Source organism: Rhodococcus sp. KRD175, assembly GCF_017168275.1.
In the GTDB taxonomy this organism is placed as follows: Bacteria; Actinomycetota; Actinomycetes; order Mycobacteriales; family Mycobacteriaceae; genus Rhodococcoides; species Rhodococcoides fascians.
In genome coordinates, this window is the sequence record NZ_JABFAQ010000002.1 from 149821 (window position 1) to 173036 (window position 23216).

At 65.6% G+C, this 23216-nt stretch carries 22 protein-coding genes; 13 read left to right on the top strand and 9 right to left on the bottom strand.

Translation table 11 applies throughout. The annotated features are described in order from the left end of the window. Positions 1 to 43 precede the first annotated feature (43 nt). The 4 genes from J1M81_RS01360 to J1M81_RS01375 all read left to right on the top strand — a co-directional run bounded on the left by J1M81_RS01360 (position 44) and on the right by J1M81_RS01375 (position 3213). Complete coding sequence (locus tag J1M81_RS01360; RefSeq protein ID WP_206497491.1) at positions 44 to 1216, top strand: glycosyltransferase; 1173 nt, start codon at positions 44 to 46, stop codon at positions 1214 to 1216. 10 nt (positions 1217 to 1226) lie between these two features. Continuing rightward, the gene (locus J1M81_RS01365) at positions 1227 to 1418 is read left to right on the top strand and encodes a DUF3046 domain-containing protein (RefSeq protein ID WP_206497492.1); all 192 of its coding nucleotides are present in this window, start codon (positions 1227 to 1229) and stop codon (positions 1416 to 1418) included. Positions 1419 to 1611: 193 nt separating this feature from the next. After that, a complete protein-coding gene (gene recA, locus J1M81_RS01370) occupies positions 1612 to 2649 on the top strand; it encodes a recombinase RecA (RefSeq protein ID WP_027496834.1) in 1038 nt (345 codons plus the stop codon). Between the two features lie 12 nt (positions 2650 to 2661). Next, positions 2662 to 3213: a regulatory protein RecX gene (locus tag J1M81_RS01375; protein ID WP_032372568.1), complete on the top strand. Its 552-nt coding sequence runs from the start codon at positions 2662 to 2664 to the stop codon at positions 3211 to 3213. A 96-nt stretch (positions 3214 to 3309) separates the two neighbouring features. On the opposite strand, the gene J1M81_RS01380 is transcribed toward J1M81_RS01375, so the two are convergent. The 4 genes from J1M81_RS01380 to J1M81_RS01395 all read right to left on the bottom strand — a co-directional run bounded on the left by J1M81_RS01380 (position 3310) and on the right by J1M81_RS01395 (position 6567). Continuing rightward, entirely contained in the window at positions 3310 to 4182 is an 873-nt protein-coding gene (locus J1M81_RS01380) for an amino acid ABC transporter permease (protein WP_027496836.1), read from the bottom strand. Beyond that, positions 4182 to 4859 (bottom strand): amino acid ABC transporter permease, encoded by a 678-nt coding sequence (locus tag J1M81_RS01385; protein WP_027496837.1) that lies wholly within the window; start codon positions 4857 to 4859, stop codon positions 4182 to 4184. The genes J1M81_RS01380 and J1M81_RS01385 overlap by 1 nt, the downstream gene beginning before the upstream one ends. A gap of 96 nt (positions 4860 to 4955) precedes the next feature. After that, the gene (locus J1M81_RS01390; protein WP_206497493.1) at positions 4956 to 5786 is read right to left on the bottom strand and encodes a glutamate ABC transporter substrate-binding protein; all 831 of its coding nucleotides are present in this window, start codon (positions 5784 to 5786) and stop codon (positions 4956 to 4958) included. 52 nt (positions 5787 to 5838) lie between these two features. After that, on the bottom strand, positions 5839 to 6567 hold the full coding sequence (locus tag J1M81_RS01395) for an amino acid ABC transporter ATP-binding protein (RefSeq protein ID WP_174557262.1): 729 nt from the start codon (positions 6565 to 6567) through the stop codon (positions 5839 to 5841). Positions 6568 to 6816: 249 nt separating this feature from the next. On the opposite strand from J1M81_RS01395, the gene miaB reads away from it, so the two are divergent. Beyond that, positions 6817 to 8367, top strand: coding sequence for a tRNA (N6-isopentenyl adenosine(37)-C2)-methylthiotransferase MiaB (miaB, locus tag J1M81_RS01400; protein WP_072692104.1), 1551 nt, complete (start codon positions 6817 to 6819; stop codon positions 8365 to 8367). Beyond that, on the top strand, positions 8364 to 8951 hold the full coding sequence (locus J1M81_RS01405; RefSeq protein WP_032366619.1) for a hypothetical protein: 588 nt from the start codon (positions 8364 to 8366) through the stop codon (positions 8949 to 8951). The genes miaB and J1M81_RS01405 overlap by 4 nt, the downstream gene beginning before the upstream one ends. Positions 8952 to 8977: 26 nt before the next feature. Here J1M81_RS01405 and J1M81_RS01410 read toward each other — a convergent pair whose 3' ends face one another. Further along, the gene (locus J1M81_RS01410; RefSeq protein ID WP_032370151.1) at positions 8978 to 10366 is read right to left on the bottom strand and encodes a DUF349 domain-containing protein; all 1389 of its coding nucleotides are present in this window, start codon (positions 10364 to 10366) and stop codon (positions 8978 to 8980) included. A 207-nt stretch (positions 10367 to 10573) separates the two neighbouring features. On the opposite strand from J1M81_RS01410, the gene J1M81_RS01415 reads away from it, so the two are divergent. From J1M81_RS01415 to J1M81_RS01435, 5 genes are all read left to right on the top strand, one after another. Beyond that, complete coding sequence (locus J1M81_RS01415) at positions 10574 to 11296, top strand: class III extradiol dioxygenase subunit B-like domain-containing protein (protein ID WP_167327813.1); 723 nt, start codon at positions 10574 to 10576, stop codon at positions 11294 to 11296. Further along, positions 11289 to 12230: a tRNA (adenosine(37)-N6)-dimethylallyltransferase MiaA gene (gene miaA, locus J1M81_RS01420; RefSeq protein WP_045841802.1), complete on the top strand. Its 942-nt coding sequence runs from the start codon at positions 11289 to 11291 to the stop codon at positions 12228 to 12230. Before J1M81_RS01415 ends, miaA begins: the two co-directional genes overlap by 8 nt. Positions 12231 to 12254: 24 nt before the next feature. Beyond that, positions 12255 to 13124 (top strand): diaminopimelate epimerase, encoded by an 870-nt coding sequence (gene dapF / locus J1M81_RS01425; RefSeq protein ID WP_206497494.1) that lies wholly within the window; start codon positions 12255 to 12257, stop codon positions 13122 to 13124. A 184-nt stretch (positions 13125 to 13308) separates the two neighbouring features. Continuing rightward, positions 13309 to 14730 (top strand): GTPase HflX, encoded by a 1422-nt coding sequence (hflX, locus tag J1M81_RS01430; protein WP_052053315.1) that lies wholly within the window; start codon positions 13309 to 13311, stop codon positions 14728 to 14730. Positions 14731 to 14735: 5 nt separating this feature from the next. Further along, positions 14736 to 15839 (top strand): hypothetical protein, encoded by a 1104-nt coding sequence (locus J1M81_RS01435; protein ID WP_206497495.1) that lies wholly within the window; start codon positions 14736 to 14738, stop codon positions 15837 to 15839. Here J1M81_RS01435 and J1M81_RS01440 read toward each other — a convergent pair. From J1M81_RS01440 to J1M81_RS01455, 4 genes are read right to left on the bottom strand one after another with little or no spacing between them, the layout of a single operon-like run. Beyond that, entirely contained in the window at positions 15836 to 16093 is a 258-nt protein-coding gene (locus J1M81_RS01440; protein ID WP_027496848.1) for an HPr family phosphocarrier protein, read from the bottom strand. The genes J1M81_RS01435 and J1M81_RS01440 overlap by 4 nt on opposite strands. 43 nt (positions 16094 to 16136) lie before the next feature. Continuing rightward, the gene (locus J1M81_RS01445) at positions 16137 to 18191 is read right to left on the bottom strand and encodes a fructose-specific PTS transporter subunit EIIC (RefSeq protein WP_032366477.1); all 2055 of its coding nucleotides are present in this window, start codon (positions 18189 to 18191) and stop codon (positions 16137 to 16139) included. Positions 18192 to 18199: 8 nt separating this feature from the next. Then, positions 18200 to 19210 (bottom strand): 1-phosphofructokinase family hexose kinase, encoded by a 1011-nt coding sequence (locus J1M81_RS01450; RefSeq protein WP_206497496.1) that lies wholly within the window; start codon positions 19208 to 19210, stop codon positions 18200 to 18202. After that, positions 19207 to 19974 (bottom strand): DeoR/GlpR family DNA-binding transcription regulator, encoded by a 768-nt coding sequence (locus J1M81_RS01455; protein ID WP_027496851.1) that lies wholly within the window; start codon positions 19972 to 19974, stop codon positions 19207 to 19209. Before J1M81_RS01455 ends, J1M81_RS01450 begins: the two co-directional genes overlap by 4 nt. A 242-nt stretch (positions 19975 to 20216) precedes the next feature. Between J1M81_RS01455 and ptsP the strand changes: the two genes are divergently transcribed. Then, positions 20217 to 21884 (top strand): phosphoenolpyruvate--protein phosphotransferase, encoded by a 1668-nt coding sequence (ptsP, locus tag J1M81_RS01460; RefSeq protein WP_206497588.1) that lies wholly within the window; start codon positions 20217 to 20219, stop codon positions 21882 to 21884. 20 nt (positions 21885 to 21904) lie between these two features. Further along, positions 21905 to 23176: a uracil-xanthine permease family protein gene (locus J1M81_RS01465; RefSeq protein WP_032400221.1), complete on the top strand. Its 1272-nt coding sequence runs from the start codon at positions 21905 to 21907 to the stop codon at positions 23174 to 23176. Positions 23177 to 23216: the final 40 nt, after the last annotated feature.

Here is a 23216-nt window from a genome sequence, read left to right on the forward strand (position 1 = left end):
CGATCGGTGATCGTCCAGCGCGGCGATGTGGCACGCTGAGCGCGTGCGAGTAGCAGTGGTGGCCGGCCCGGACCCAGGACATGCGTTTCCCGCTATCGCCTTGTCGCTGTTGTTCGAGCGGGCGGGTGACGATCCGGTCCTGTTCACCGGAAGCCGGTGGGTCGGCGACGCCAGAGCGGCCGGTATTCGCACGCTCCCACTGGGTGGCCTGCTGCCGCGACCGGAGGACGACGATCTCGATGCCGGGCAGCGCATTCATTCGCGCGCAGCCTTTGTCGCGACAGAACTGTTGCCGGACCTCGAGCGCGAGAACGTCGATCTGGTGGTCTCCGATATTCTCACCGCCGGAGGCGGAATGGCTGCCGAGCGATTGGGAATTCCCTGGGTCGAGCTCTCGCCCCACCCGCTCTATTCGCCATCGAAGGGGTTGCCGCCCATCGGAAGTGGGCTCGCGCCCGGACGCGGTGTTCGGGGTCGTCTTCGCGATACGGTGATGCGCGCGTTGACGGCGCGCTCTATCGCCCGCGGGCAGCAACAGCGCGCCGACGCCCGAGTGAGCATCGGACTAGCCGCACGCGATCCCGGGCCGGCTGCTCGGCTCATCGCCACCATTCCCGCACTCGAAGTGCCGCGGCCCGACTGGCCGAGGGATGCCCATGTGGTGGGCCCACTGCTGTGGGAGCCCACCGACGAATTGCTCGACGTCCCCGCCGGCGATACGCCGCTGGTGATGGTGGCCCCGTCGACGGCGTTCACCGGGGCCGAGGGAATGTTGGAGATGGCTCTGAAGGGATTGGACGGCACAGGCGTCCGGGTAGTGGCCTCGGTGCTCGACGGGGGGCCCGACGACGTGCCGGAATGGGCGAATGCCGGACTCGGTCGCCAGGACGAATTGCTTCGCCGCGCCGATGTCGTGGTGTGCGGAGGTGGTCACGGCATGTTGGCCAAGGCGCTCATCCACGGAGTTCCAGTGGTCACCGTGCCGGGCGGCGGCGATCAGTGGGAGCTGGCGAACCGGGCCGCTCGGCAGGGGAGTGCCGTACTGGTGCGTCCCGCCACCGCGGGTGCAATTGCCGACGCCGTGTCCGCCGTGCTGTCCGACCCTCGTCATGCGGCGGCAGCGACCTCGGCGGCTGCAGGCGCGCATCACGTCGAGGATCCTGTCTCGGTCTGCCGCGAGGTGCTCGCCGGTAGCGACGCCGAGGGCGGGCGTTAGGCTGATCGATGTGCGTCTGACCGAATTTCGTGAACTGCTCACCGAGGAGTTCGGCTCCGTTCGAGGCAATTCCCTGCTCGCCGATCATGTGCTGTCCGGTTTCGGACGGACGGGCGCGCAGGCCATCGAAGACGGTGTCGACCCGCGGGAAGTATGGCGGTCGATCTGTTACGAGTTCGATGTGCCCAAGGAACGTTGGTAGCTCCACCGCATCGGCGCGAGTCGCTCGGCGTGTCGAAAGCTGTGGTAGTTGACTCGAACACGTGTTCGCCTATGCTGATGTCAACGGTTGCTGGCCGGTCTCGAAGAACTTCTTGTCGGTACCCCGTTCTAGCGTTACCGCCAACAAGCTGATCGACAGACACAGCTGAACGAAACGACACAGGGAGCTCACGATGGCTGCATACGACCGCGACAAAGCGCTCGATCTCGCACTCGCGCAGATCGACAAGAATTTCGGTAAGGGCTCGGTGATGCGCCTCGGCGACGAGGTCCGTCAGCCCATCGCCGTCATCCCCACGGGATCGATCGCGCTCGACGTGGCACTCGGCATCGGAGGTCTGCCCCGCGGCCGAGTCATCGAGGTCTACGGTCCTGAGTCCTCGGGTAAGACCACCGTCGCATTGCACGCGGTGGCCAGCGCTCAGCGTGCCGGCGGAATCGCCGCGTTCATCGATGCCGAGCACGCGCTCGATCCCGACTACGCGAAGAAGCTCGGTGTCGACACCGACGCACTGTTGGTCTCGCAGCCCGACACCGGTGAGCAGGCCCTGGAAATCGCCGACATGTTGATTCGCTCCGGTGCCCTCGACATCCTCGTCGTCGACTCGGTGGCCGCACTGGTACCGCGCGCCGAGATCGAAGGCGAGATGGGTGACAGTCACGTGGGTCTGCAGGCCCGTCTGATGAGCCAGGCGCTGCGCAAGATCACCGGTGCCATGAGCAACTCCGGTACCACCGTGATCTTCATCAACCAGTTGCGCGAAAAGATCGGCGTCATGTTCGGTTCCCCCGAAACCACCACCGGTGGTAAGGCATTGAAGTTCTATGCCTCGGTACGTCTGGACATCCGTCGGATCGAGACGCTGAAGGACGGAACCGAGGCCATCGGTAACCGCACCCGTGTCAAGGTCGTCAAGAACAAGGTCGCGCCGCCTTTCAAGCAGGCCGAATTCGACATCATCTACGGCAAGGGCATCAGCCGTGAAGGCTCGTTGATCGACATGGGTGTCGAGCACGGGTTCATCCGCAAGTCGGGCTCGTGGTTCACCTACGAAGGCGATCAGCTCGGACAGGGCAAGGAGAACGCCCGTAAGTTCATGCTCGAGAATCCCGATGTGCGTGACGAAATCGAGAAGAAGATTATGGAGAAGCTGCAGATCGGTGCGGACGTCACCGCAGAGGAGCCCGCAGCTGCTCCGGTCGACTTCTAACCTGGGTTCGCTGTGCAGCAGCGAGACAACGGCGGCGGCACCGAAGCGCAGGCGAAAGACGTCTGCCTTCGGCTGCTGACCGACCGGGCCCGCAGCAGACACGAACTCGAAGCCAGCTTGGCCAAGAAGGGTTTCACCGACGAGGTCTCCACCGCAGTGCTCGACCGACTCGAGAAGGCGAAACTCGTCGACGACGAGTCGTTTGCGGAGCAGTGGGTTCAATCTCGGCACAAGTACTCCGGCAAGGGCAAACGCGCTCTGAGCATGGAGCTGCGGAACAAAGGCGTCAGCAACGAGTTGGCCGTGAACGCCCTGGATCTGATCGATGCCGAAGACGAGCGTCAGCGTGCTGCGGAGTTGGTGCGCAAACGATTCCGAACGCTGCATCTGCCGGATCCGAACGGGCCCGACGCACGAGTCGAACGCGACAAAGTGGTGCGCAAGTTGGTCGGGATGCTGGCCCGCCGCGGCTACTCGCAGGGAATGGCATTCGCCGTGGTCAAGGAACAACTCGATCGCGTGGGAGCCGACACCGAAGACTTCGACGGCCCAGATTCGATGTGATCGTCCACATCGAGTCCAGGTAGTCGAGAAACAGTATGGCCCGCAACACCATCGGTGTTGCGGGCCATACTGCTGTGCAGCCGAACGGTGCGGAGCTCAGGCCGCTTGACCGCCGTCGAGTGCAGGCACGACAGCGGCGGTGCCGCCCTTACGCTTTCGCGATCGCAGACGCCGCTCGACCACGGTCGCCAGTTTCGTCAACGCCGAGTTGATGATGATCATGATGACGGCGACGATGATCAGCGACGGGAGGTAGTTGCTGTAGAACGCGCCGACCTGCTGACCGGAACGGACTACTTCGACGTACCCGATGATGTATCCCAGCGCCGAGTCCTTCAGTGCCACCACCATCTGCGAGATGATGGCGGGCAGCATCGCGGTCACGGCCTGGGGGAGCAGTACCAGGGTCATGACCTGGCTCTTGCGCATGCCCAGCGCCGAGGCGGCTTCGCGCTGACCCTTCGGCAGTGAATTGACTCCGGCACGTACGATCTCGGCGATCACCGATCCGTTGTACAGAGTGAGGCCGGTGACCACCGCGGCCAACGCCAGGTACTTGACCTTGAAGACCTCGTAATCGGCGTACACCGCGTACAGGAAGATCATCAGGATCAGCACGGGAACTGCACGGAACAATTCGACGATCGCACCGCTGACGATCCGTACAGCGCGGTGATCCGAGAGGCGGCCGATGCCGAGGACGGCACCGAGAATCAGGGCGAACACGATCGACAATGCCGCTGCGACCAGAGTTCCCTGAATACCGGGCAACAGATACGTGGTCCACGTTGTCGATTCGAGGAACGGGTCCCACTTCTCGGCAGTGAGCTGCCCCTTCGAGTCGAGGGCGCGGTAGATCAGAAATGCGATTCCGAGCGAGATCACCGCGACGACGACAGTCAGAATGCGGTATCGCAGTACCGCTTTGGGTCCGGGAACGTCGTACAGAACTGCTACTGCATCACTCATCATGACACCGCCAATCGCTTGCTGATGTAGCCGAACAGCAACCCGGTCGGGAGCGTCAAGATCATGAAGCCGAGCGCGAAGATTCCGCCGACGACGAAGATCGCGGCCTCGTTCTCGATCATGTTCTTCATCAGGAACGACGCCTCGGCGACGCCGATGACCGATGCGATGGTCGTGTTCTTCGTCAACGCGATCACGACGCTTCCCAGCGGGCCGACCACCGCGCGGAACGCCTGAGGAAGAACGACGATCGAGATGTTCTGGGTGAACGTCATTCCCAGCGAGCGGCCCGCTTCGGCCTGCCCCACCGGGACGGTGTTGATGCCCGATCGCAGTGACTCGGCCACGAACGACGCGGTGTAGATGCTCAGCCCGAGGATTGCCAATCGAAAGTTGTTGTCGTCGAGTGACGTCGGTGAGGACTCCGACGCCAGAGAAACGCCCATTGTCTGATACAGCCCGAACGAGGTGAACAGAATGATCAGGGTCAAGGGGGTGTTACGAAAGATGGTGACGTACGTCGCCGCAATTCCGCGCGCAATCGGAATGGGTGATACGCGCATCGCGGCGATGATCGTTCCGATGACCAACGCACCGACGAGGGATGCCAACGTCAGGTAGATGGTCGAGAGGAACGCGTCGATCAGTTGATCGCCGTACTTGCTCAATAGGTTCACGGTGCTTGTTGATCCTCACGGCTCGGCGAGATCGAGCCGTCGTGTCCTGCCCGCGACGAGCGGGACACGACGGCGTGGTCGATCAGTAGCAGTCGATCAGTAGCGGTCGACGGTGGGCGGGCTCGGCAGCGGGTAGCCCGACGCGCCGACGGTGTCGTTGAACGCCTGCTCCCAGGCACCGCTGGTCACCATCTCTTCGATGGCGTCGTTGATCTTGTTGCGTCCGTCGGTGTCGTCCTTGTTCAGGCCGATGCCGTAGTTCTCGGTGGTGAAGGGCTCACCGACCACCTTGAACTGACCGGGGGACTGAGCGGCGTAACCGGCAAGGATGATGTCGTCGGTGGTGACGGCGTCCACGGTGCCGTTGCGCAGTGCTTCGACGCAGGCGGAGTAGGTGTCGTACGGCTGAAGCTGGACTCCCGGGTACTCGTCGGCGATGTTCTGTGCCGGGGTGGAACCGGTGACCGAGCACAGCTTCTTGCCCTCGAGTGAATCGGCACCGGTGATGTCGGTGTTGTCCTGCTTCACCAGGAGCGACTGACCTGCCACGAAGTACGGTCCGGCGAAGCCGACCTTCTCCTTGCGGGTGTCGGTGATGGAGTAAGTGGCGACGATGTAGTCGACCTCACCGTTCTGGATCAGCGTCTCGCGCTGCGCGGACGGGGATTCCTTGAATTCGATGTTCGCCTCGTCGACACCGAGCTTGCCTGCGACGTACTTGGCCACCTCGACGTCGAAGCCGCTGAACGAGCCGTCCGGATTGCGGAGGCCGAGGCCCGGCTGATCGAACTTGATGCCGACGATGAGGCTGCCGTTCTCGGCGCTGCTCGAGATGGTGCGCGCTTCTTCTCCGCCGCCACAGGCGGTGGCGACGATGGACAGAGCGGCGATGGCGACACCGAGGCGAAGCGGTCGGGTGATTCTCACAGTGAATGTCCTTCGGATAGGTCGTACGTAATGGGACGAGCGGTGAATCTGATCAGTGACCGAGGATCTTGCCGAGGAAGTCCTTGGCGCGTTCGGACTTCGGGGACTTGAAGAAGGTTTCGGGATCGGTGTCCTCGACGACGGCACCGTCGGCCATGAAGATGACTCGGTCGCCTGCCTTGCGCGCGAAGCCCATCTCGTGGGTGACGACGAGCATTGTCATGCCTTCTTTGGCCAGCGAGGTCATGACGTCGAGTACCTCGTTGACCATCTCCGGATCCAGGGCCGAGGTGGGCTCGTCGAAGAGCATCACTTTGGGGTTCATGGCGAGCGAGCGGGCGATGGCCACGCGCTGTTGCTGACCACCCGACAGCTGAGCTGGGTACTTGTCAGCCTGGTTGGCGATGCCGACGCGTTCGAGCAGAGCCAGTGCGCTCTTCTCGGCCTCGTCCTTCTTGAGCTTTCTCACCTTCATCGGTGCCAGCATGACGTTCTGCAGAATGGTCTTGTGTGCGAAGAGGTTGAACGACTGGAACACCATGCCGACATCCGCACGCAGTGCAGCGAGGGCCTTGCCCTCGGCGGGGAGTAGATCCCCGTCGACCTCGATGGCACCGGAATCGATCGGCTCCAACCGGTTGATCGTCCGGCACAGCGTCGACTTGCCGGATCCGGACGGACCCACGACGATGACGACCTGGCCGGCCGGCACTTCGAGATTGATGTCCTTGAGTACGTGCAGATCACCGAAGTGCTTGTCGACGGATTTGAGCGAGATCATCGAAGGGGCGCCCGGCGGTGGTGTCGCTGCCGGGGCGTCGGTGGCGTGCGTCATAGGTGGAAACCCTATGCGTAGTTTCCTCGCCGACCGGCGTTTTCGCCCGCAGTCTTCGATTATGTAATGGAAACTTTACTGTCGGCACGCATAGCGCCTGCACAGTCCGCGGAGGGCCCCGTGACCCCGGCGTGTCCGCCCGTGCGATGGACGTACCCTGAAGAGGTGCAAACGAGTGTTTTTTCGACCGTGGACGTGACCGATCGCGGGAGCGTCGACCCCGAGACGGCCAGTGCCCCATCGGCGGCAGGTGCCCGCAGCTACGAGGTGCGCACACACGGCTGCCAGATGAACGTTCATGATTCCGAACGCCTGTCCGGGCTGCTCGAAGAGGCCGGTTACGTGCCCGCCGACGCCGGTACCGACGCAGATCTCGTCGTGTTCAACACGTGCGCTGTACGCGAGAACGCGGACAACAAGCTGTACGGAAACCTCGGCATGCTCCGGCCCGCGAAGACGCGGAACCCCAACATGCAGATTGCCGTCGGCGGTTGCCTGGCACAGAAGGACCGCAACACCGTCGTGGACAGGGCTCCGTGGGTGGACGTGGTCTTCGGTACGCACAACATCGGGTCGCTGCCGGTACTGCTCGAGCGCGCCCGGCACAACGAGCAGGCTCAGGTCGAGATACTAGAGTCTCTCGACGCCTTCCCGTCCACCCTGCCGGCCAAGCGGGAGTCCGCGTACGCCGGCTGGGTATCGATTTCGGTGGGCTGCAACAACACCTGCACGTTCTGCATCGTTCCGGCGCTGCGCGGCAAGGAGATCGACCGTAGGCCGGGCGACATCCTCGCCGAGGTACAGGCTTTGGTGGACCAGGGCGTGCTCGAGGTGACGCTGCTGGGGCAGAACGTCAACGCCTACGGTGCCTCGTTCGCCGACCCCGATCTGCCTCGCGACCGCGGGGCGTTCGCCGCGCTGCTGACCGCGTGCGGATCCATCGAAGGACTCGAGCGAGTGCGGTTCACGTCTCCGCATCCGGCCGAGTTCACCGACGACGTCATCGAGGCGATGGCATCGACCCCGAACATCTGTCCCACTCTGCATATGCCGCTGCAGTCCGGCTCGGACCGAATCCTCAAGGCGATGCGCAGGTCCTATCGACAGACGAAGTTCATGGGCATCATCGACAAGGTTCGCGCGGCCATGCCGCACGCGGCCATCACCACCGACATCATCGTCGGTTTCCCCGGCGAGACCGAAGAAGATTTCGAGCAGACGCTCGAGGTGGTGCGGCGTGCGAAGTTCGCCAACGCGTACACCTTCCAGTACTCCAAGCGGCCGGGCACCCCGGCGGCCGACATGCCCGATCAGGTACCGAAAGAGGTTGTACAGGAACGGTATCTGCGGTTGATCGCGTTGCAGGAGGAGATCGTCCTGGCCGCGAATCAGGCCCTGATCGGCACCGAGGTCGAATTGCTCGTCGCCACCGGTGAGGGGCGCAAGAACAACGCAACTCATCGGATGAGCGGACGCGCCAGGGACGGCCGACTGGTGCACTTCGCCGTCGACGCCGAGCGGGCGGGCGACATTCGCCCGGGCGACGTCGTCACGACGACCCTGACCGCCGCGGCCCCGTACCACCTGATCGCCGACGCCGGAGTGCTGACGCACCGACGGACCGCGGCAGGCGACGCCCACGAACGCGGCATCATGCCGAAGACGGCCCCGATCGGGGTCGGTCTCGGACTTCCCTCGATCGGTGCCCCGGCACCGCTTCCGGTTCAGACAGGATGCACCGTATGACAGACACAGATGGACCCGATCGCGTCGTACCCTCGCGAACCGCCGAGGAACTCGGACGAACCGAGCGGGCGGTGATGACCGAGCTGGATCCGGGAGCGCGAGCCATGGTGGTGGCCGGTCTTGTGCTGGTCCTGTTGGTCACGTTCGCGTTGCCGCACACCGGATCGGCCACCGGATTCGACGTGCTGACGGGCAGCGACGCAGCGGTCGCGGAATCGATTGCCCTGCCGTCGCGCGTTTTCGTCGTGCTGGTGCTGACGTTCGGTGTGGTGATGTCGGTGCTCGCGCTGGTCACCCGCGTCTGGGCGCTGGCCTGGGCCGCCCTCGCCGGGTGTGCGGTGTCGTCGGTGTACGGGATGCTTTCGATCTGGACGCGGCAGACCGTGCCGGACAACCTGCAGGGCGGCGGACCGGGCATCGGTCTCGTCATTGCGTGGATCGCGGTGATGGTGCTGACGTTCCATTGGCTCAAAGCCGTATGGAACAAGACCAACTCTCAGCTCGCCGCTCAGGAACAGCGCCGTATCGCGGCGGCGTCGGGCGAGCAGAAGCTACGCCTGTGGGACGGCCACTCGAACCCCTGAGTTCGTGTGGCCGCCCGCACCGCAGGTCACAACTCGTCGACGGCACTTTCCGCGGCATCGGCCCATTCACGCCACTGCTGGGCCTGCGCACGCGCCCGCTCGGCGTCCTTGGTCTTGCCTGCCGCCGTCGCCTTGGCCGCTTGATCCTCGAACTGGGCCACTCGCTCACGGAACTGAGCCGCGCGGGCAACCGCCTCGGGGTCGGACCGACGCCACTGAGACTCCACGGCGTCGTGGACGGACTTCTCGATCGCGCGGAGCTTGCCTTCGAGTTCCTGCATCTTCTCGCGCGGAACCTTGCCGATGGCGTCCCACTTGTCCTGCAGATCGCGCAGCGCCGCACGAGCAGCGTCGAGGTCCTTGCTCGGATCGATATGTGTCTTCGCCAACAACGCTTCCTTGGCCTCGGCGTTGGCCTCGAATTCCGCGTCGCGCTCCGACGCCGCGGCGTTGCGTGCCGCGAAGAACACGTCCTGGGCGGCCTTGAAGTTCTTCCACAATGCGTCGTCGGCGTCCCGCGGAGCTCGGCCCGACGCTTTCCACTCCACCAACAGGTCTCGGAATGCGGCTGCAGTGGGACCCCAATCGGTGGACGAGGACAACGCTTTTGCGCGCTCGACCAGCTCTTCCTTGCGGGTCTTGGCTGCTCCTCGCTCCCGATCGAGATCGGCGAAATGCGCACCACGACGCCGGTTGAAGTTCTCCCTGGCCTTCGAGTACCGCTTCCACAGCGCATCGTCGATCTTTCGATCCACCCCGCGGATCGTCTTCCATTCGTCCAGAATTTCGCGCAGCCGATCCCCGGCATGCTTCCACTGCGTCGATTCACTGCCGATCTGCTCGGCTTCGGCGGCGAGGGCTTCCTTGCGGGCAGTGTGCTCGGCGCGTTCGAGCTCTTTCTCCTGCTTGGCGACCGCCGCTGCTGCGTCGGAGTGCTCGACGACGGCGTGGAGTCGGCGAGCCAGCAGATCGAGGTCGCCGATCACCGCAGCCGTCGGAAGGCTCTCCAGCAGCGCCGAGGCCGCAGCCTTGGTTTTCTTGGCATCACCGGTACCCGACGTCAGTCGGGCTTCGAGCAGTCCGACCTCGGTGGCCAGATCGTCGTAGCGCCGCCCGAAATGCGCGAGGCCTTCCGCTGCGTCGCCCGCTTGCCAGGAGCCGACCTGACGCTCGCCGTCCGAGGTGCTCACCCACGCGGTGCCGTCGTCGTCGACCCGGCCGTACTTGCTCGGATCGCTCGCCGGCGCGACCACGGTGGGCACATGCGCGGCCGTCGGGTGTGGCTTGGCTGCCGAGGAGCCACCGGGGCGGGGTGCGCCGGGACGAGGAGAAGCAGAACTCGGTCCGCCGGGCTTCGGTCCGCCGCCGGGCTTGGGGCCGCCACCTGGCTTGGGTCCTCCGGTCGAAGGTGTAATGGTCGCGTCACCACCGGAATGATCGGCGGGTGCAACCGACGACGGGGCGTCGGGGGGTTCCTCATCTCTGCCGCGCGTCACGGCTGCCTACGATCGCGATCTGGACACCATTGAACTCGGTGACGACCGATCGGACCATTGAAACAGCTCAGACGGTTCGAGGTGGACTCGTCCGGCCAAGTCGCGTCACCGACTAGCGTGATACGTGTGTTCTGTGCCGCGGCCCTGGTGCCCTCTCCGCCGTTACTGGTCCCCGAACTGATGGGCCGGGCAGCAGCCGAGGCAACCGAGCTTCGGGCCGCTGCTGTGTCTGCTGTCGAGCAGCTGTCCGCGGTGGCCGACCGGTGGCTCGCGGTCGGCGTCGACGACGGCGAGGGGCGGTACGACGAGACGACGGTCGGCACCCTGCGTGGGTACGGCGTCGATGTGGAGGTGCGGCTGTCCGGTTCGCCGGCACGGTCCGGGCCGGACCCCGAGTTGCCGCTGGCGGTTCTCCTCGCCGGCTGGCTGCGCGGTGCGGCGGCGGCCGACAGGGCAATCGAGGTCCGCACGGTACCCGCGGACGCGAGCGCACGGTGGTGCTCGCACACCGGGATGGAACTGCGCCGCGAACTCGACGCGTCCGACGACAGGTGGGGAGTGTTGGTGCTGGCAGACGGCGCGAACACCCTCACCCCGAAGGCACCGGGGTCGTTCGATTCGCGCGCCGCGGACGTGCAGCGTCGCATCGACGATGCTCTTGCCACCGCCGACGTCGACGCCCTCGCGGAGCTCGACGAGGGCCTCTGCGCAGCGATCGGCGTGCGGGGCCGACCGGCCGTGCAGATGCTCGCCGCACTCGTGGGAACCGACGCCGTCTCGACGACCGAGCTGTATCGGGGCGCACCGTTCGGTGTCGGATACTTCGTCGGAGTCTGGTCCCGTGGCTGACGAAACCGGGGCGACCGCCGAGGATTCGGCCACGACACCGGTGGCGGTGATCGGACCGACCGCTGCGGGCAAATCGGACCTGGCGCTGGACCTGGCCGAGGAGCTGGGCGGGGAGATCGTCAACATCGACGCGATGCAGCAATACCGGGGGATGGACATCGGTACCGCGAAAGTGACCGTGCCGGAGCGCCGCGGCATCGTGCACCATCAGCTCGATGTGCTCGAGGTCACCGATATCGCGACGGTGGCGCGTTACCAATCGGCTGCCGTCGCCGACGTCGAGAACATTCGATCCCGTGGCCGTCGGCCGATCATCGTGGGCGGCTCGATGATGTACGTCCAATCACTGCTCGACGAATGGGCCTTTCCTGCCACGGACCCGGTCGTCCGGGCCAAGTGGGAGGCGGTGCTCGAACGCGACGGAGTCGACGCGATCCACCGCGCTCTGACGGAGGTCGATCCGGACGCTGCCGCGTCGATCCTGCCCACGGACGGACGGCGAATGGTGCGGGCCTTGGAAGTGGTCGAATTGACCGGTCGGCCTTTCGCGGCCTCGGCCCCCGTCATCGGTGAACCGCGCTGGGGCACGGTGGTGCTCGGCGTCGACCGTGAGACCGCAGAGTTGGACGAGCGGATCGATCTGCGTACTCGGCGCATGTTCGATTCCGGGTTGCTCGACGAGGTCGAAGCGTTGCTGGATCTCGGCCTGCGCGACGGAGTGACGGCGTCACGGGCGATCGGATACGCCCAGGCGCTCGATGTGCTGGCCGGGGAGTACGACGTCGACCATGCACGTGAGCGGACGTTCATCGGCACCAGGCGCTATGTGCGCCGCCAGCGGTCGTGGTTCCGCCGCGACGAACGAGTGCGGTGGCTCGACGGCGCATCGCCCACCCTGCGGTCGGATGCGCTGTCCGCGATCGAACTCGGCTAGGTCGGTCCCCGTAGACTCGCCGACATGGAATTCGCCAAGGGCCACGGAACGCAGAACGATTTCGTCGTGCTGCCGGATCCCGGTGCCGAGCTACAACTCACCAGGTCGGCGGTCACGGTGCTGTGTGATCGACGGCAGGGGATCGGCGCCGACGGGGTACTGCGTGTCGCGCGCGCTGGGGTGCTGCGGGACGCGGGTGTACTCGATCGAATCCCGGCCGGTGTCGAGGCCGACGACTGGTTCATGGACTACCGCAACGGTGACGGCACCATCGCCGAGATGTGCGGAAACGGGGTCCGAGTCTTCGCGCACTACCTGCGAGTCCACGATCTCGAGCAGCGCGATCAGTTCGTGGTCGGCTCTCGCGCAGGCGCACGTGCGGTGACGGTGCACTCGTACGACGAGACCGATGCCGACGTGACCGTGGCCATGGGCGACGTCACCCTGCTGGGTTCGAGCGCGACGACCCTGGCCGGTGCAGCGTACGAGGGGATCGGTGTCGATGTCGGGAACCCGCATCTGGCCTGCGTCGATCCCACAATGAACCGCACCGCGTTGCGGGCGCTGGACTTCACCGCTCCGCCGACTCTCGATTCCGAGTTCTTTCCCCACGGTGCGAACGTCGAGATTCTGACCCGGCTCGACGACGGTGCAGTCGAGATGCGCGTCTTCGAACGCGGCGTCGGAGAGACACGCTCGTGTGGCACCGGAACCGTCGCTGCCGCCGCTGCCGCGCTCAGTTACGAGGGGCTCGAGACCGGAGACGTGAGTGTCGGTGTGCTCGGCGGTCGGGTCCGAGTGGCCATCGACCACGTCGGTGCAACCCTGCGCGGACCGTCGGTACTGCTCGCCCGGGGAGAGGTCGACGACCATTGGTTCGCCGGTCAGTCCTGACCGTCGCACCGGCTTCGAGCGAAACCCGCGTGCACACGCTGGGCTTTTCGTGGATCATGGGAGTTGTATGACGAACTCACATGAAACATCACCTGCGGGCGAACCGGTCGACCATGATGCCGACGGTTCACCCGATACCGCATCTGCATGGACCCGCGAGGAGTCCGACGCATGGTCGAGGCGGATGGCGCGCTCACCCCTCGACGACGACTCCCCGTCCTCGGGCGATATGCAACTCGAGGAGCGGACTGCGCTGCGACGAGTCGCCGGACTGTCGACCGAGCTCGCCGACGTCACCGAGGTCGAGTACCGGCAGTTGCGCCTCGAACGCGTCGTACTGGTCGGAGTATGGACCACCGGTACTGCGGCACAGGCCGAATCCAGCATGACCGAACTGGCCGCGCTCGCCGAGACTGCAGGCTCCGAAGTACTCGAGGCGCTGATGCAGCGTCGGGACAAACCCGACGCGGCAACCTACATCGGCTCGGGCAAAGCCAAGGAACTGCGCGACATCGTGCTTGCGACCGGGGCCGATACCGTGATCTGCGACGGCGAACTGACGCCCGCCCAGCTCAATGCGCTGGAAAAGGTCGTCAAGGTCAAGGTTATCGATCGAACCGCACTGATCCTCGACATCTTCGCGCAGCACGCGACGTCACGAGAAGGCAAGGCACAGGTCGCCTTCGCCCAGATGGAATACATGTTGCCCAGGCTCCGCGGCTGGGGTGAATCCATGTCGCGTCAGGCCGGCGGACGCGCCGGTAGCAACGGCGGCGTGGGTCTTCGTGGACCGGGTGAGACGAAGATCGAGACCGATCGCCGACGCATCCGTGAGCGCATGGCCAAGCTCCGCCGTGAGATCAAAGGCATGAAGCAGGCTCGCGACACCAAACGCGAGCAGCGGCTCAGTGGCACGGTGCCGTCGATCGCGATCGTCGGATACACCAATGCGGGCAAGTCGAGTCTGTTGAACGCGCTGACCGGTTCCGGTGTGCTGGTTCAGAATGCGCTGTTTGCAACCCTCGATCCGACGACGCGGAAGTCGACGCTCGAAGACGGCCGCGCGATCGTGCTGACCGATACCGTCGGATTCGTCCGGCATTTGCCGACCCAGCTGGTCGAGGCCTTCCGCTCCACGCTGGAGGAAGTGACCGACGCCGACCTGTTGCTGCACGTGGTCGACGGTTCCGATCCGCTACCGATCGATCAAATCAAAGCAGTACGCGAAGTGATCACCGAGGTGGTCCGCGAGCAGGACGCGAAGATGCCACCGGAGTTGTTGGTGGTCAACAAGATCGACGCCGCAGATCCGGTCCAGCTGACGCAGTTGCGTGGCCTGCTCGACGGCGCACGATTCGTCTCGGCCAAGACCGGTGAAGGCATCGATGCGCTGCGGGATCACCTCGGCGACATACTGTCCGAGCCCGATGTGTTGGTCGACGTTCTCGTCCCGTACACCCGCGGCGACCTGGTCGCCAGGATCCACACCGATGGCCGAATAGTGTCGTCGACGCACGAGGCGGACGGCACGCGCGTCGAAGCTCGTGTGCCGCAATCACTTGCGGCCGCCCTCGTCGAGTTCACCGCGACCGTACCCAGCGCCTGAGTTCGGTGAATCCGCGCGCAGTGGTGCGTGGTGGCGCCGCGGCCGTGGTCGGCACGGCGATCGTGCTGACTTGTGCTTCGACCGCCCTGGCCGCGCCGGTCGACGTTGTAACCTACTGTCTACCAACCGATCCCGGACTCGAAGAGCTGTCCGGTGCGACGGTGCTCGACGGCACCGTGTACGGGATCGGCGACAGCGGTGCCGACGATCGGGTCGCGGTGCTCGACGCGAACTGTGCGGTGCAGCGTTGGATCGACGTTCCCGTCGACCCGTACGACGTGGAGGACATGGCGTCGTACGACGGCTCACTGTGGTTGGCCGACATCGGCGACAATCAGTTGCGCCGCGACACTGTGGCACTGACGCGAATGGACCCTGAAACAGGCGCGGGGGAGCTGTATCGACTGACCTACCCGGACGGCGCACACGACGCCGAGACACTGCTCATCGAACCCGGCGGTCGGCCGGTGATCGTCACCAAGGAACTCTCGGGTGTCAGCGGGGTGTACGTACCGACCGGAGACGAATCCGTCACCGATCTGAGCAGTCCGGGCCCGACGCCGCTACGCAAGGTCGGCGAGCTGGCTTTCACGGCCACCGAGACGGCCGGTGGGCCGCCGTTCGTGGTCGGCTCGATCCTGGCGACCGGGGGAGCGGTGAGTGCAGACGGATCGACCGCCGTGGTGCGCACGTACACCGATGCGTATGTGTTCCGTCCGCCCGACGGGGACGTCGCGTCGGCGCTGGTCGACCCCACCTCACCCCGAGCCGTCGTCGCGCTACCGGCTCAGCCGCAGGGCGAGGCGGCGACGTTCCTGGACGACGGTTCCCTTCTGCTCGCGTCGGAAGCCGGGTTCGGACCGACCGACGGAACGCTGCCGCCCATTCTGAAGATCCCGAACATGACGTCGGTGGAGCTGTCGACACCATCGTCCGCCGCGGTTGCGCCGGCGTCGCCGACCCTCGATCCTGCTGCTCCTGCGGCACCCGCACAGACGACGACAGCGACGGACTCGGAATGGGAATTCCGAGCTGCCGTCGCTGCCGGGGTGGTGCTGATCGCCGGAGCGGTGGGATTCACCGTCCGGCGATCGATGCGCTCTGGTTAGGCGTCCAGGTCTGCTTCGACGAGTGCTGCAACCTTGTCGAGTGCTGCTTGGTCGTCGCTGGTGACGGTGACTTCGGTGCCCTTGGTGGCGCCGAGCGTCATGATCATCAGGGCCGAACCGGCGTCCACCGGCTCGGAGTCCGCTGTTGCCAGCGTGACGTCGACTCCGGCTTCGGCGACGGCATCGGCGATCAGTGCTGCGGGGCGGGCGTGCAGGCCGATCGAGGATCCGACTGCGACTGTGGTGCTGGGCATGTGCTGCTCCTTGCGTAGTGGGTTCGTTGGATCGTATCGAGCGTCAGACGGTGGCGAGTGCCGGGTCGAGTTCGGCGTCGGTCGGTGCGTTCTTGCCCTTGATGAACTGCTTGGCGGAGACCACCAGGAATGCGGAGACGATGGTGCCCACGGCCAGCGAGACGATGAACCACAGGATGTTTCCGATGGCGAAGAACACGAAGATCCCGCCGTGGGGCGCGCTGAGGGTGACGTTGAAGGCCATGATCATGGCACCGGTGACTGCGCCGCCGGCCATCATCGAGGGGATGACGCGGAACGGATCGGCCGCGGCGAACGGGATGGCACCCTCGGAGATGAATGCTGCTCCGAGGAACCATGCAGCCTTACCGTTCTCGCGCTCGGCCTCGGTGAACAGACGCGAACGAACGGTCGAGGCCAGTGCCATGGCCAGGGGCGGCACCATTCCGGCCGCCATGACCGCTGCCATGATGCGCAGTGAGGCGGTGTCGGTGACCGACAGGCCTGCAGTGGCGAAGGCGTAGGCCGCCTTGTTGACCGGTCCGCCGAGGTCGAAGCACATCATCAGGCCGAGAATGATGCCGAGGATGATGACCGAGGAACCGCTGAGTCCGTTGAGCCAGTCGGTCAGTCCACTGGTGATCGCGGCGAGCGGCTTGCCGAGCAGCAGGAACATGATCGCGCCGACGATGAGGGTGGCGAACAGCGGGATGATGACAACCGGCATCAGGCCACGCAGAACCGCGGGGATCTTCCACTTGCTGATCCACAGTGCGACGAAGCCGGCGATCAGGCCACCGACGAGACCGCCGATGAAGCCTGCGCCCACCAACACGGCCACTGCGCCGGCGGTGAAACCTGGTGCCAGACCTGGTCTGTCGGCTATGGCATAGGAAATGTAACCGGCCAGCGCGGGCACCAGGAAGCTGAAGGACAGCGCGCCGATCTGGAACAGCACGGCACCGAGGTAGGCGGCGATTCCGCCGTCGGGCAGCGAAGTGATGGAGTTGTTGACGACGATGTCCTCGGCGACATCCTTGATTTCGTACCCACCGAGCAGGAATCCGAGGGCGATCAGGAGTCCACCGGCGGCGACGAACGGAATCATGTAGCTGACACCGGTCAGCAGGATCTGACGCAGGCGGGTGCCCCATCCGAGCTCACCGGCAGAGTCGGTGGAGCCGGCCGCGACAGCGGTGCCGCCGACGCGAGCAGCATCCGGATTGAGAGCTGCGCGGAGCGCTTCGGTGACCATGACGTCGGGCTCGTTGATGGCGCGCTTGACGCCGGAAGAGATGACGGGCTTACCGGCGAATCGCTCACGGCCCTTGACGCCCACGTCGGTGGCGAAGATGACGGCCTCGGCACCGGCGATGAGTGCGGGGTCGAGGGGCGTGCTGCCGCTCGAGCCCTGAGTCTCCACGTGCACCGTGACACCCGCGCGCTCGCCTGCGGCGACGAGTGAATCGGCAGCCATGTAGGTGTGCGCAATTCCGGTGGGGCAGGCGGTGATTGCCACGATGTGCTTGGGCGAGGCGGATGTTGCCGTCTCGGGGGTGGCTGCAGGCGCACTGTGCTTCGCGGTGTCGACCGGCGCAGCTGCAGCGGTTGCGGCAACCGGCTTGGCGGCCGGGTTGATGACTCCGTCGACCAGCGAGACGATCTCGGCGGGCGAGGACGCGTTGCGCAGTGAGGTGACGAATTCGGGCTTGACCAGTGCCCGAGCCAGGCTGGAGAGCAGCTTCATGTGCGCCGAACCGGCTCCGGCCGGTGCAGCGATGAGGAAGACGAGGTCGGCGGGGCCGTCGGGGGCGCCGAAGTCGACCTTGGGGTTCAGGCGGGCGAAGCCGAGCGAGGCGCTCGTGACCGCCTCGGAACGGCAGTGCGGAATTGCGATGCCGCCGGGCAGGCCGGTGGCCGACTGGGCTTCGCGCGCAAGGGCTGCGTCGCGCAGGGCGTCGGTGTCGGTTGCGCGACCCGCGTGGGCCAGCACGCCTGCGAGGCGTTCGATGACGGCAGCTTTGGATTCGCCCAGATCGGCGTCGAGGAGGATCAGATCCTCGGCGATGATCGGCTGATCTTCGGTGGGGGTGGACATGGGGGCTCCTAGAGACGGTTCGAAGAAGGGGAGAGCGTGGACGGGGTGACGGACGTGGAGATGTCGAGCGCGCGAACCGTCACCGAAGTCGGATGGGTCTGCTCGGGCAGGGGAAGCGTGGTGCCTGGAAGTGCGGTGGCTGCCGTTCCGTAGGCGACGGCGCGGCGAAGTTTGTCTGCGTCGGAACAGTTCTCGACGTCGGCCAGAATGTAGCCGGCCAGCGAGGAGTCTCCTGCGCCGACGGTGCTGACGGCGGTGATCGTAGGTGGGCTGGCGTACCAGGCACCGCCCTGGGTGACCAGGACTGCTCCGGCGCTGCCGAGCGTCGCCAGTACGGCACCTACTCCTCGGCCGAGAAGAATCGTTGCGGCGGCGACAGCGGCCGATGGATCACCCTGTGCCGCAGCGCTTTCCAGCTCCACGGAATCGTACCCGGTGAGCTGGGCGAGTTCCTCCGAATTGGGCTTGATCAGGTCGGGTGCCGATTCCGGAAACCGATCCGCGAGAGCGAGCAGCGGCTCGTCGGAGGTGTCCACCGCAACTTTGGCCGTGGTAGCGCGAAGGGCGACAACCAGTTCCGCGTACCACTCGACGGGCAGGCCGGGAGGAAGCGAACCCGACAGCACCACCCACTCGGCATCGACAGCAAGCGTGAGAATCCGGTCTCGCAGCTCGGCGCGTGTCTGCTCCGACACCGTTGCACCCGGCTCGTTGATCTTGGTGGTCGTGCCACCGATTTCGCTGACGGTGATGTTGGTGCGCGCCGGTCCGGACGTCGGAACTGCGGAGTATCGAACGCCTTTGGCGGACATCGCGTCGAGTAATGGATCGCCGACGTTGGCCGGCAGGACGGCCAGCGCCTCTACTCCCGATCCGCCGATGACGCGAGCGACGTTGACGCCCTTGCCGCCCGGGTCGACGGCCGAGGACGACGCCCGGTGCACTCCGCCGCGGGTCAGTGGCGTCTCGAGCGTGACCGTGCGGTCCATGCTCGGGTTGGCCGTGAGCGTGACCATCATGCGATCACCACCTCGATTCCTTTGTTGCTGAGTTGTTTACGGTCTTCGTTCGAGATGTCGCTGTCGGTGACGATGACGTCGATGGTGTCTACTCGGGCGAAACTCACCAGGTGCTCGCGGCCGATCTTCGACGAATCTGCCAGCACGACAACATGGTTCGCGGCGTCGACCATGGCGCGCTTGACCGCGGCTTCGTCGCTGTCGGGGGTGGACAGTCCGTGTCCGACGCTGATGGCGTTGGTTCCGATGAACGCAACGTCCACCCGTAGCCATTCGAGGGCGCGCAGTGCCTCGTCGCCCACAGCGGCCTGTGTCGTTCCTCGAACACGCCCGCCGAGCAATCGAAGACTGATGCTCGGCATGGTTGCGGCCCGGGCTGCGATCGGTACGGAGTTGGTGACCATGGTGAGTTCGCGATCGTGCGGTAGCAGTCCCGCCAGGCGGCCGGTGGTGGTGCCTGCATCGAAGACGGCGCTGCCGCCGACGGGTGGGAGGAACGACAACGCTGCAGCTGCGATCGCGTCCTTCTGGTCTGCGCGGGTGAATTCCCGCTCCGAAACGCCCGGCTCGAGTGTGGTCAGCGCCGAGGCGGGTACCGCTCCACCGTGCACGCGGCGTACCACTCCCAGTCGATCGAGGGTGGCCAGATCGCGTCGCACGGTCTCGGTGGTGACGCCGTAGTTGGCGGCCAGGTCGTTGACGGAGACGCGTCCTTGCGTGCTGATCAGCTCAGCGATGGCGTGCTGTCTTTCTTCTGCGTACACCTGCGTCTCCTTCCCGGTTGATGTTGCTTTATGTTGTTTTACGCCCGTGTGTGTTGACATGTCAAGGGTTTGGAGTAATCTCGGTCACAACATCATCGGGAAGCCAGGTGCGGCACACTCATCTGACATTCGGGACGACAGACGTACACGCAGGATCCGAGGAGGACCACATGACGGGATCGGTCAGCACCGCATCGACCGGACACACCGATGCAGCACCTGCTGCAGATGGGACGTCGTCGATCGGAGCGGAGTCCACGACACTGCGCGGCACACCCGTCGTGCCCGGAGTCGGCTACGGACCCGTCATCCGTCCCGGGGCACGTCCGGCCATCCCGGCCGACACCGGTGAGGTGGCCGAGGCCGATCGGGAGTCCGAGAAGGCTGTGTTCGATGCAGCGGCGAACGCCGTCGCCACTCGATTGCGCGGACGCGCGGAGCTGGCGACCGGGGCAGCGTCGGAGGTGCTGTCGGCGAATGCGGCCATGGCATCGGACCGTGGTTGGCTCGGGGCCGCACGATCCTCGATCGCCAAGGGCAGCACCGCCGTCACCGCCACTGCTGCCGCGACCGAGAAGTTCGCCGCCATGTTCACCCAGCTCGGCGGATTGATGGCCGAACGAGTGACCGATCTGCGCGACATTCGCGATCGCGTCATCGCCGAAATTCTCGGTGTGCCCGAGCCGGGTGTTCCCGTGCCGGCCGAACCGGCGGTATTGTTCGCCGACGACCTGGCACCCGCCGACACGGCGGGCCTCGACCCCACCCTCATCGTCGGCCTCGCCACCTCACTGGGCGGTCCGACCAGTCACACCGCGATCATCGCGCGACAGCTGGGGATTCCCTGCATCGTGGCCGTCGCAGGCCTCGACGACATCGCCGCCGGCACGCATGCATCCGTGGACGGAACCAGTGGACGCATCGAACTGGAACCGGATGCCGACACCGCCCGCGCAGCAGTCGTCTCGGCCAGGGACGAATTGGACCGAGTGTCTCGGTGGACCGGGCCGGGCGCGACCTCCGACGGACATTCCGTCGATATCCTCGCCAACGTCCAGGACGGTGCCGGTGCCCGCGCAGCGCGCTCCAGCGCAGCCGACGGGGTGGGATTGTTCCGCACCGAACTGTGCTTCCTGGACCGCGATTCCGAACCGACCGTCGACGAGCAAGCCGAGATCTACGGCCAGGTCCTCGACGCCTTCGCAGGTAAGAAGGTCGTCGTCCGCACCCTGGACGCCGGCTCGGACAAACCACTTCGCTTCGCCAACCACCCCGACGAGGCCAATCCGGCGCTCGGCATCCGCGGTATCCGTATCGCCGAAGCCGACCGCGGCATTCTGTACCGCCAGCTCGACGGCATCGCCGCGGCAGCGAAGGCGACCGATTCGTCCCCGTGGGTGATGGCACCGATGATTGCCACCGCGCAGGAAGCACAGGACTTCGCCGCGGATGTGCGCGAACGCGGACTGACCCCGGGCGTCATGATCGAGATTCCCGCTGCCGCTCTGCTCGCCGAGCACATCCTCGAGCACGTGGACTTTCTGTCCATCGGTACCAACGACCTGGCTCAGTACACGATGGCCGCCGACAGGATGTCGGCCCAGCTGGCCGGTCTGACCGATCCGTGGCAACCGGCCGTGCTCGCACTGGTGGCGCACACGGCCGCGGCCGGCGCGAAGGTGGGCAAGCCCGTCGGTGTCTGCGGCGAGGCTGCCGCCGACCCCCTGCTGGCCTGTGTGCTGGTAGGAATGGGCATCACGTCGTTGTCCGCGGCCTCCGCCGCCGTCGCCCACGTCGGGTCCAAGTTGGCGACCGTGACCCTCGATCAGTGCAAGGCCGCAGCTGCCGCTGCACTGAAGACCGACAGCACCGCCGCAGCCCGTGAGGCAGTGAGCGCGATCCTGGGCTGACGCAATAGTCTCTTCCCATCATGAGAACTATGGGTTGGACGCTGCACGGAAACGGACGAACCGTCGACGCGGGGGCGGTGGTCGCACCGGACGAACGCTTGTCGTGGCCACGCACTGTCGGCATCGGGATGCAGCACGTCGTCGCGATGTTCGGGGCGACACTCTTGGTTCCGACCATCACCGGGTTCCCGGTCTCGACGACGCTGCTGTTCTCGGGCATCGGTACTGCGCTGTTCCTGATCATCACGCGCGGGCGGGTGCCGAGCTACCTCGGGTCGTCGTTCGCCTTCCTGGCGCCGCTCGGTGCGACCGCAGCCGACGGACCCGCCGCGCAGCTCGGTGCCGTTCTGTGTGTCGGCGTCGTGCTGGCTGCGATCGGCTTCGTCGTGAAGTTCGCCGGAGCGCGGGTACTCGACGCAGCGATGCCGCCCGTCGTCACCGGTGCGGTGGTCGTATTGATCGGGCTCAATCTGGCCCCTGCCGCGACGACCTCGTTCGAGGCGCAACCGCTCGTCGCGGCCGTCACCCTGGTGGCGATTCTCCTCGCGACGGCCGTCGGTCCCGGTCTGGTGGGTCGGCTCGGAATCCTGCTCGGCGTCGTCGTGGGCTGGGTATTCGCTGCCGTCACCGGCGGTATCGCGCAACCACGACTCGATGCTCTGAGCGCCGCGAGCTGGATCGGGTTACCCGAGTTCCGTGGCCCGTCCTTCCAGCTGTCGGTGATTCTGGTGGCGCTGCCGGTGGTGATCGTCCTCGTCGCCGAGAACGTCGGACACGTCAAAGCCGTCGCGGCGATGACCGGAAAGAACCTCGACGACGTTGCCGGTGACGCTCTGATCGCCGATGGGTTGGCGACCACCCTCGCCGGGGCCGCCGGTGGATCGGGAACCACCACGTACGCGGAGAACATCGGCGTCATGGCCGCTACCCGCGTGTACTCGACCGCCGCGTACTGGGTTGCCGCGATCACCGCGATCGTGTTGGCGTTCTCGCCCAAGTTCGGTGCGCTGATCTTCACCGTCCCGGACGGTGTCATCGGTGGAGCGACACTCGTGCTCTACGGCCTCATCGGACTGCTCGGCGTTCGAATCTGGACCGATGCCAAGGTGGATTTCACCGATCCCGTGAACCTCACCGTCGTCGCCGCCGCACTCGTCGCCGGAATCGGCGACCTGACGCTCTCCGTCGGATCGGTCGAACTCGGTGGTATCGCGTGGGGATCGCTGGGCATCCTCGTGGGATACCCGATCGTCTCGGCGTTGGCCCGAGGGAGAACGACTCGACGACGCTAGCAGGGGCGGTCACGGATCGCGCACGTTTTGGTCATCGACC

Excerpts from the sequence above, each read along its gene's own strand:
- recA (WP_027496834.1), top strand. The coding sequence starts at position 1,612 with ATGGCTGCATACGACCGCGACAAAGCGCTCGATCTCGCACTCGCGCAG.
- J1M81_RS01380 (WP_027496836.1), bottom strand. The coding sequence starts at position 4,182 with ATGAGTGATGCAGTAGCAGTTCTGTACGACGTTCCCGGACCCAAAGCG.
- J1M81_RS01395 (WP_174557262.1), bottom strand. The coding sequence starts at position 6,567 with ATGATCTCGCTCAAATCCGTCGACAAGCACTTCGGTGATCTGCACGTA.
- J1M81_RS01405 (WP_032366619.1), top strand. The coding sequence starts at position 8,364 with ATGACAGACACAGATGGACCCGATCGCGTCGTACCCTCGCGAACCGCC.
- dapF (WP_206497494.1), top strand. The coding sequence starts at position 12,255 with ATGGAATTCGCCAAGGGCCACGGAACGCAGAACGATTTCGTCGTGCTG.
- hflX (WP_052053315.1), top strand. The coding sequence starts at position 13,309 with ATGGCGCGCTCACCCCTCGACGACGACTCCCCGTCCTCGGGCGATATG.
- J1M81_RS01440 (WP_027496848.1), bottom strand. The coding sequence starts at position 16,093 with ATGCCCAGCACCACAGTCGCAGTCGGATCCTCGATCGGCCTGCACGCC.
- J1M81_RS01445 (WP_032366477.1), bottom strand. The coding sequence starts at position 18,191 with ATGTCCACCCCCACCGAAGATCAGCCGATCATCGCCGAGGATCTGATC.
- J1M81_RS01450 (WP_206497496.1), bottom strand. The coding sequence starts at position 19,210 with ATGATGGTCACGCTCACGGCCAACCCGAGCATGGACCGCACGGTCACG.
- J1M81_RS01465 (WP_032400221.1), top strand. The coding sequence starts at position 21,905 with ATGAGAACTATGGGTTGGACGCTGCACGGAAACGGACGAACCGTCGAC.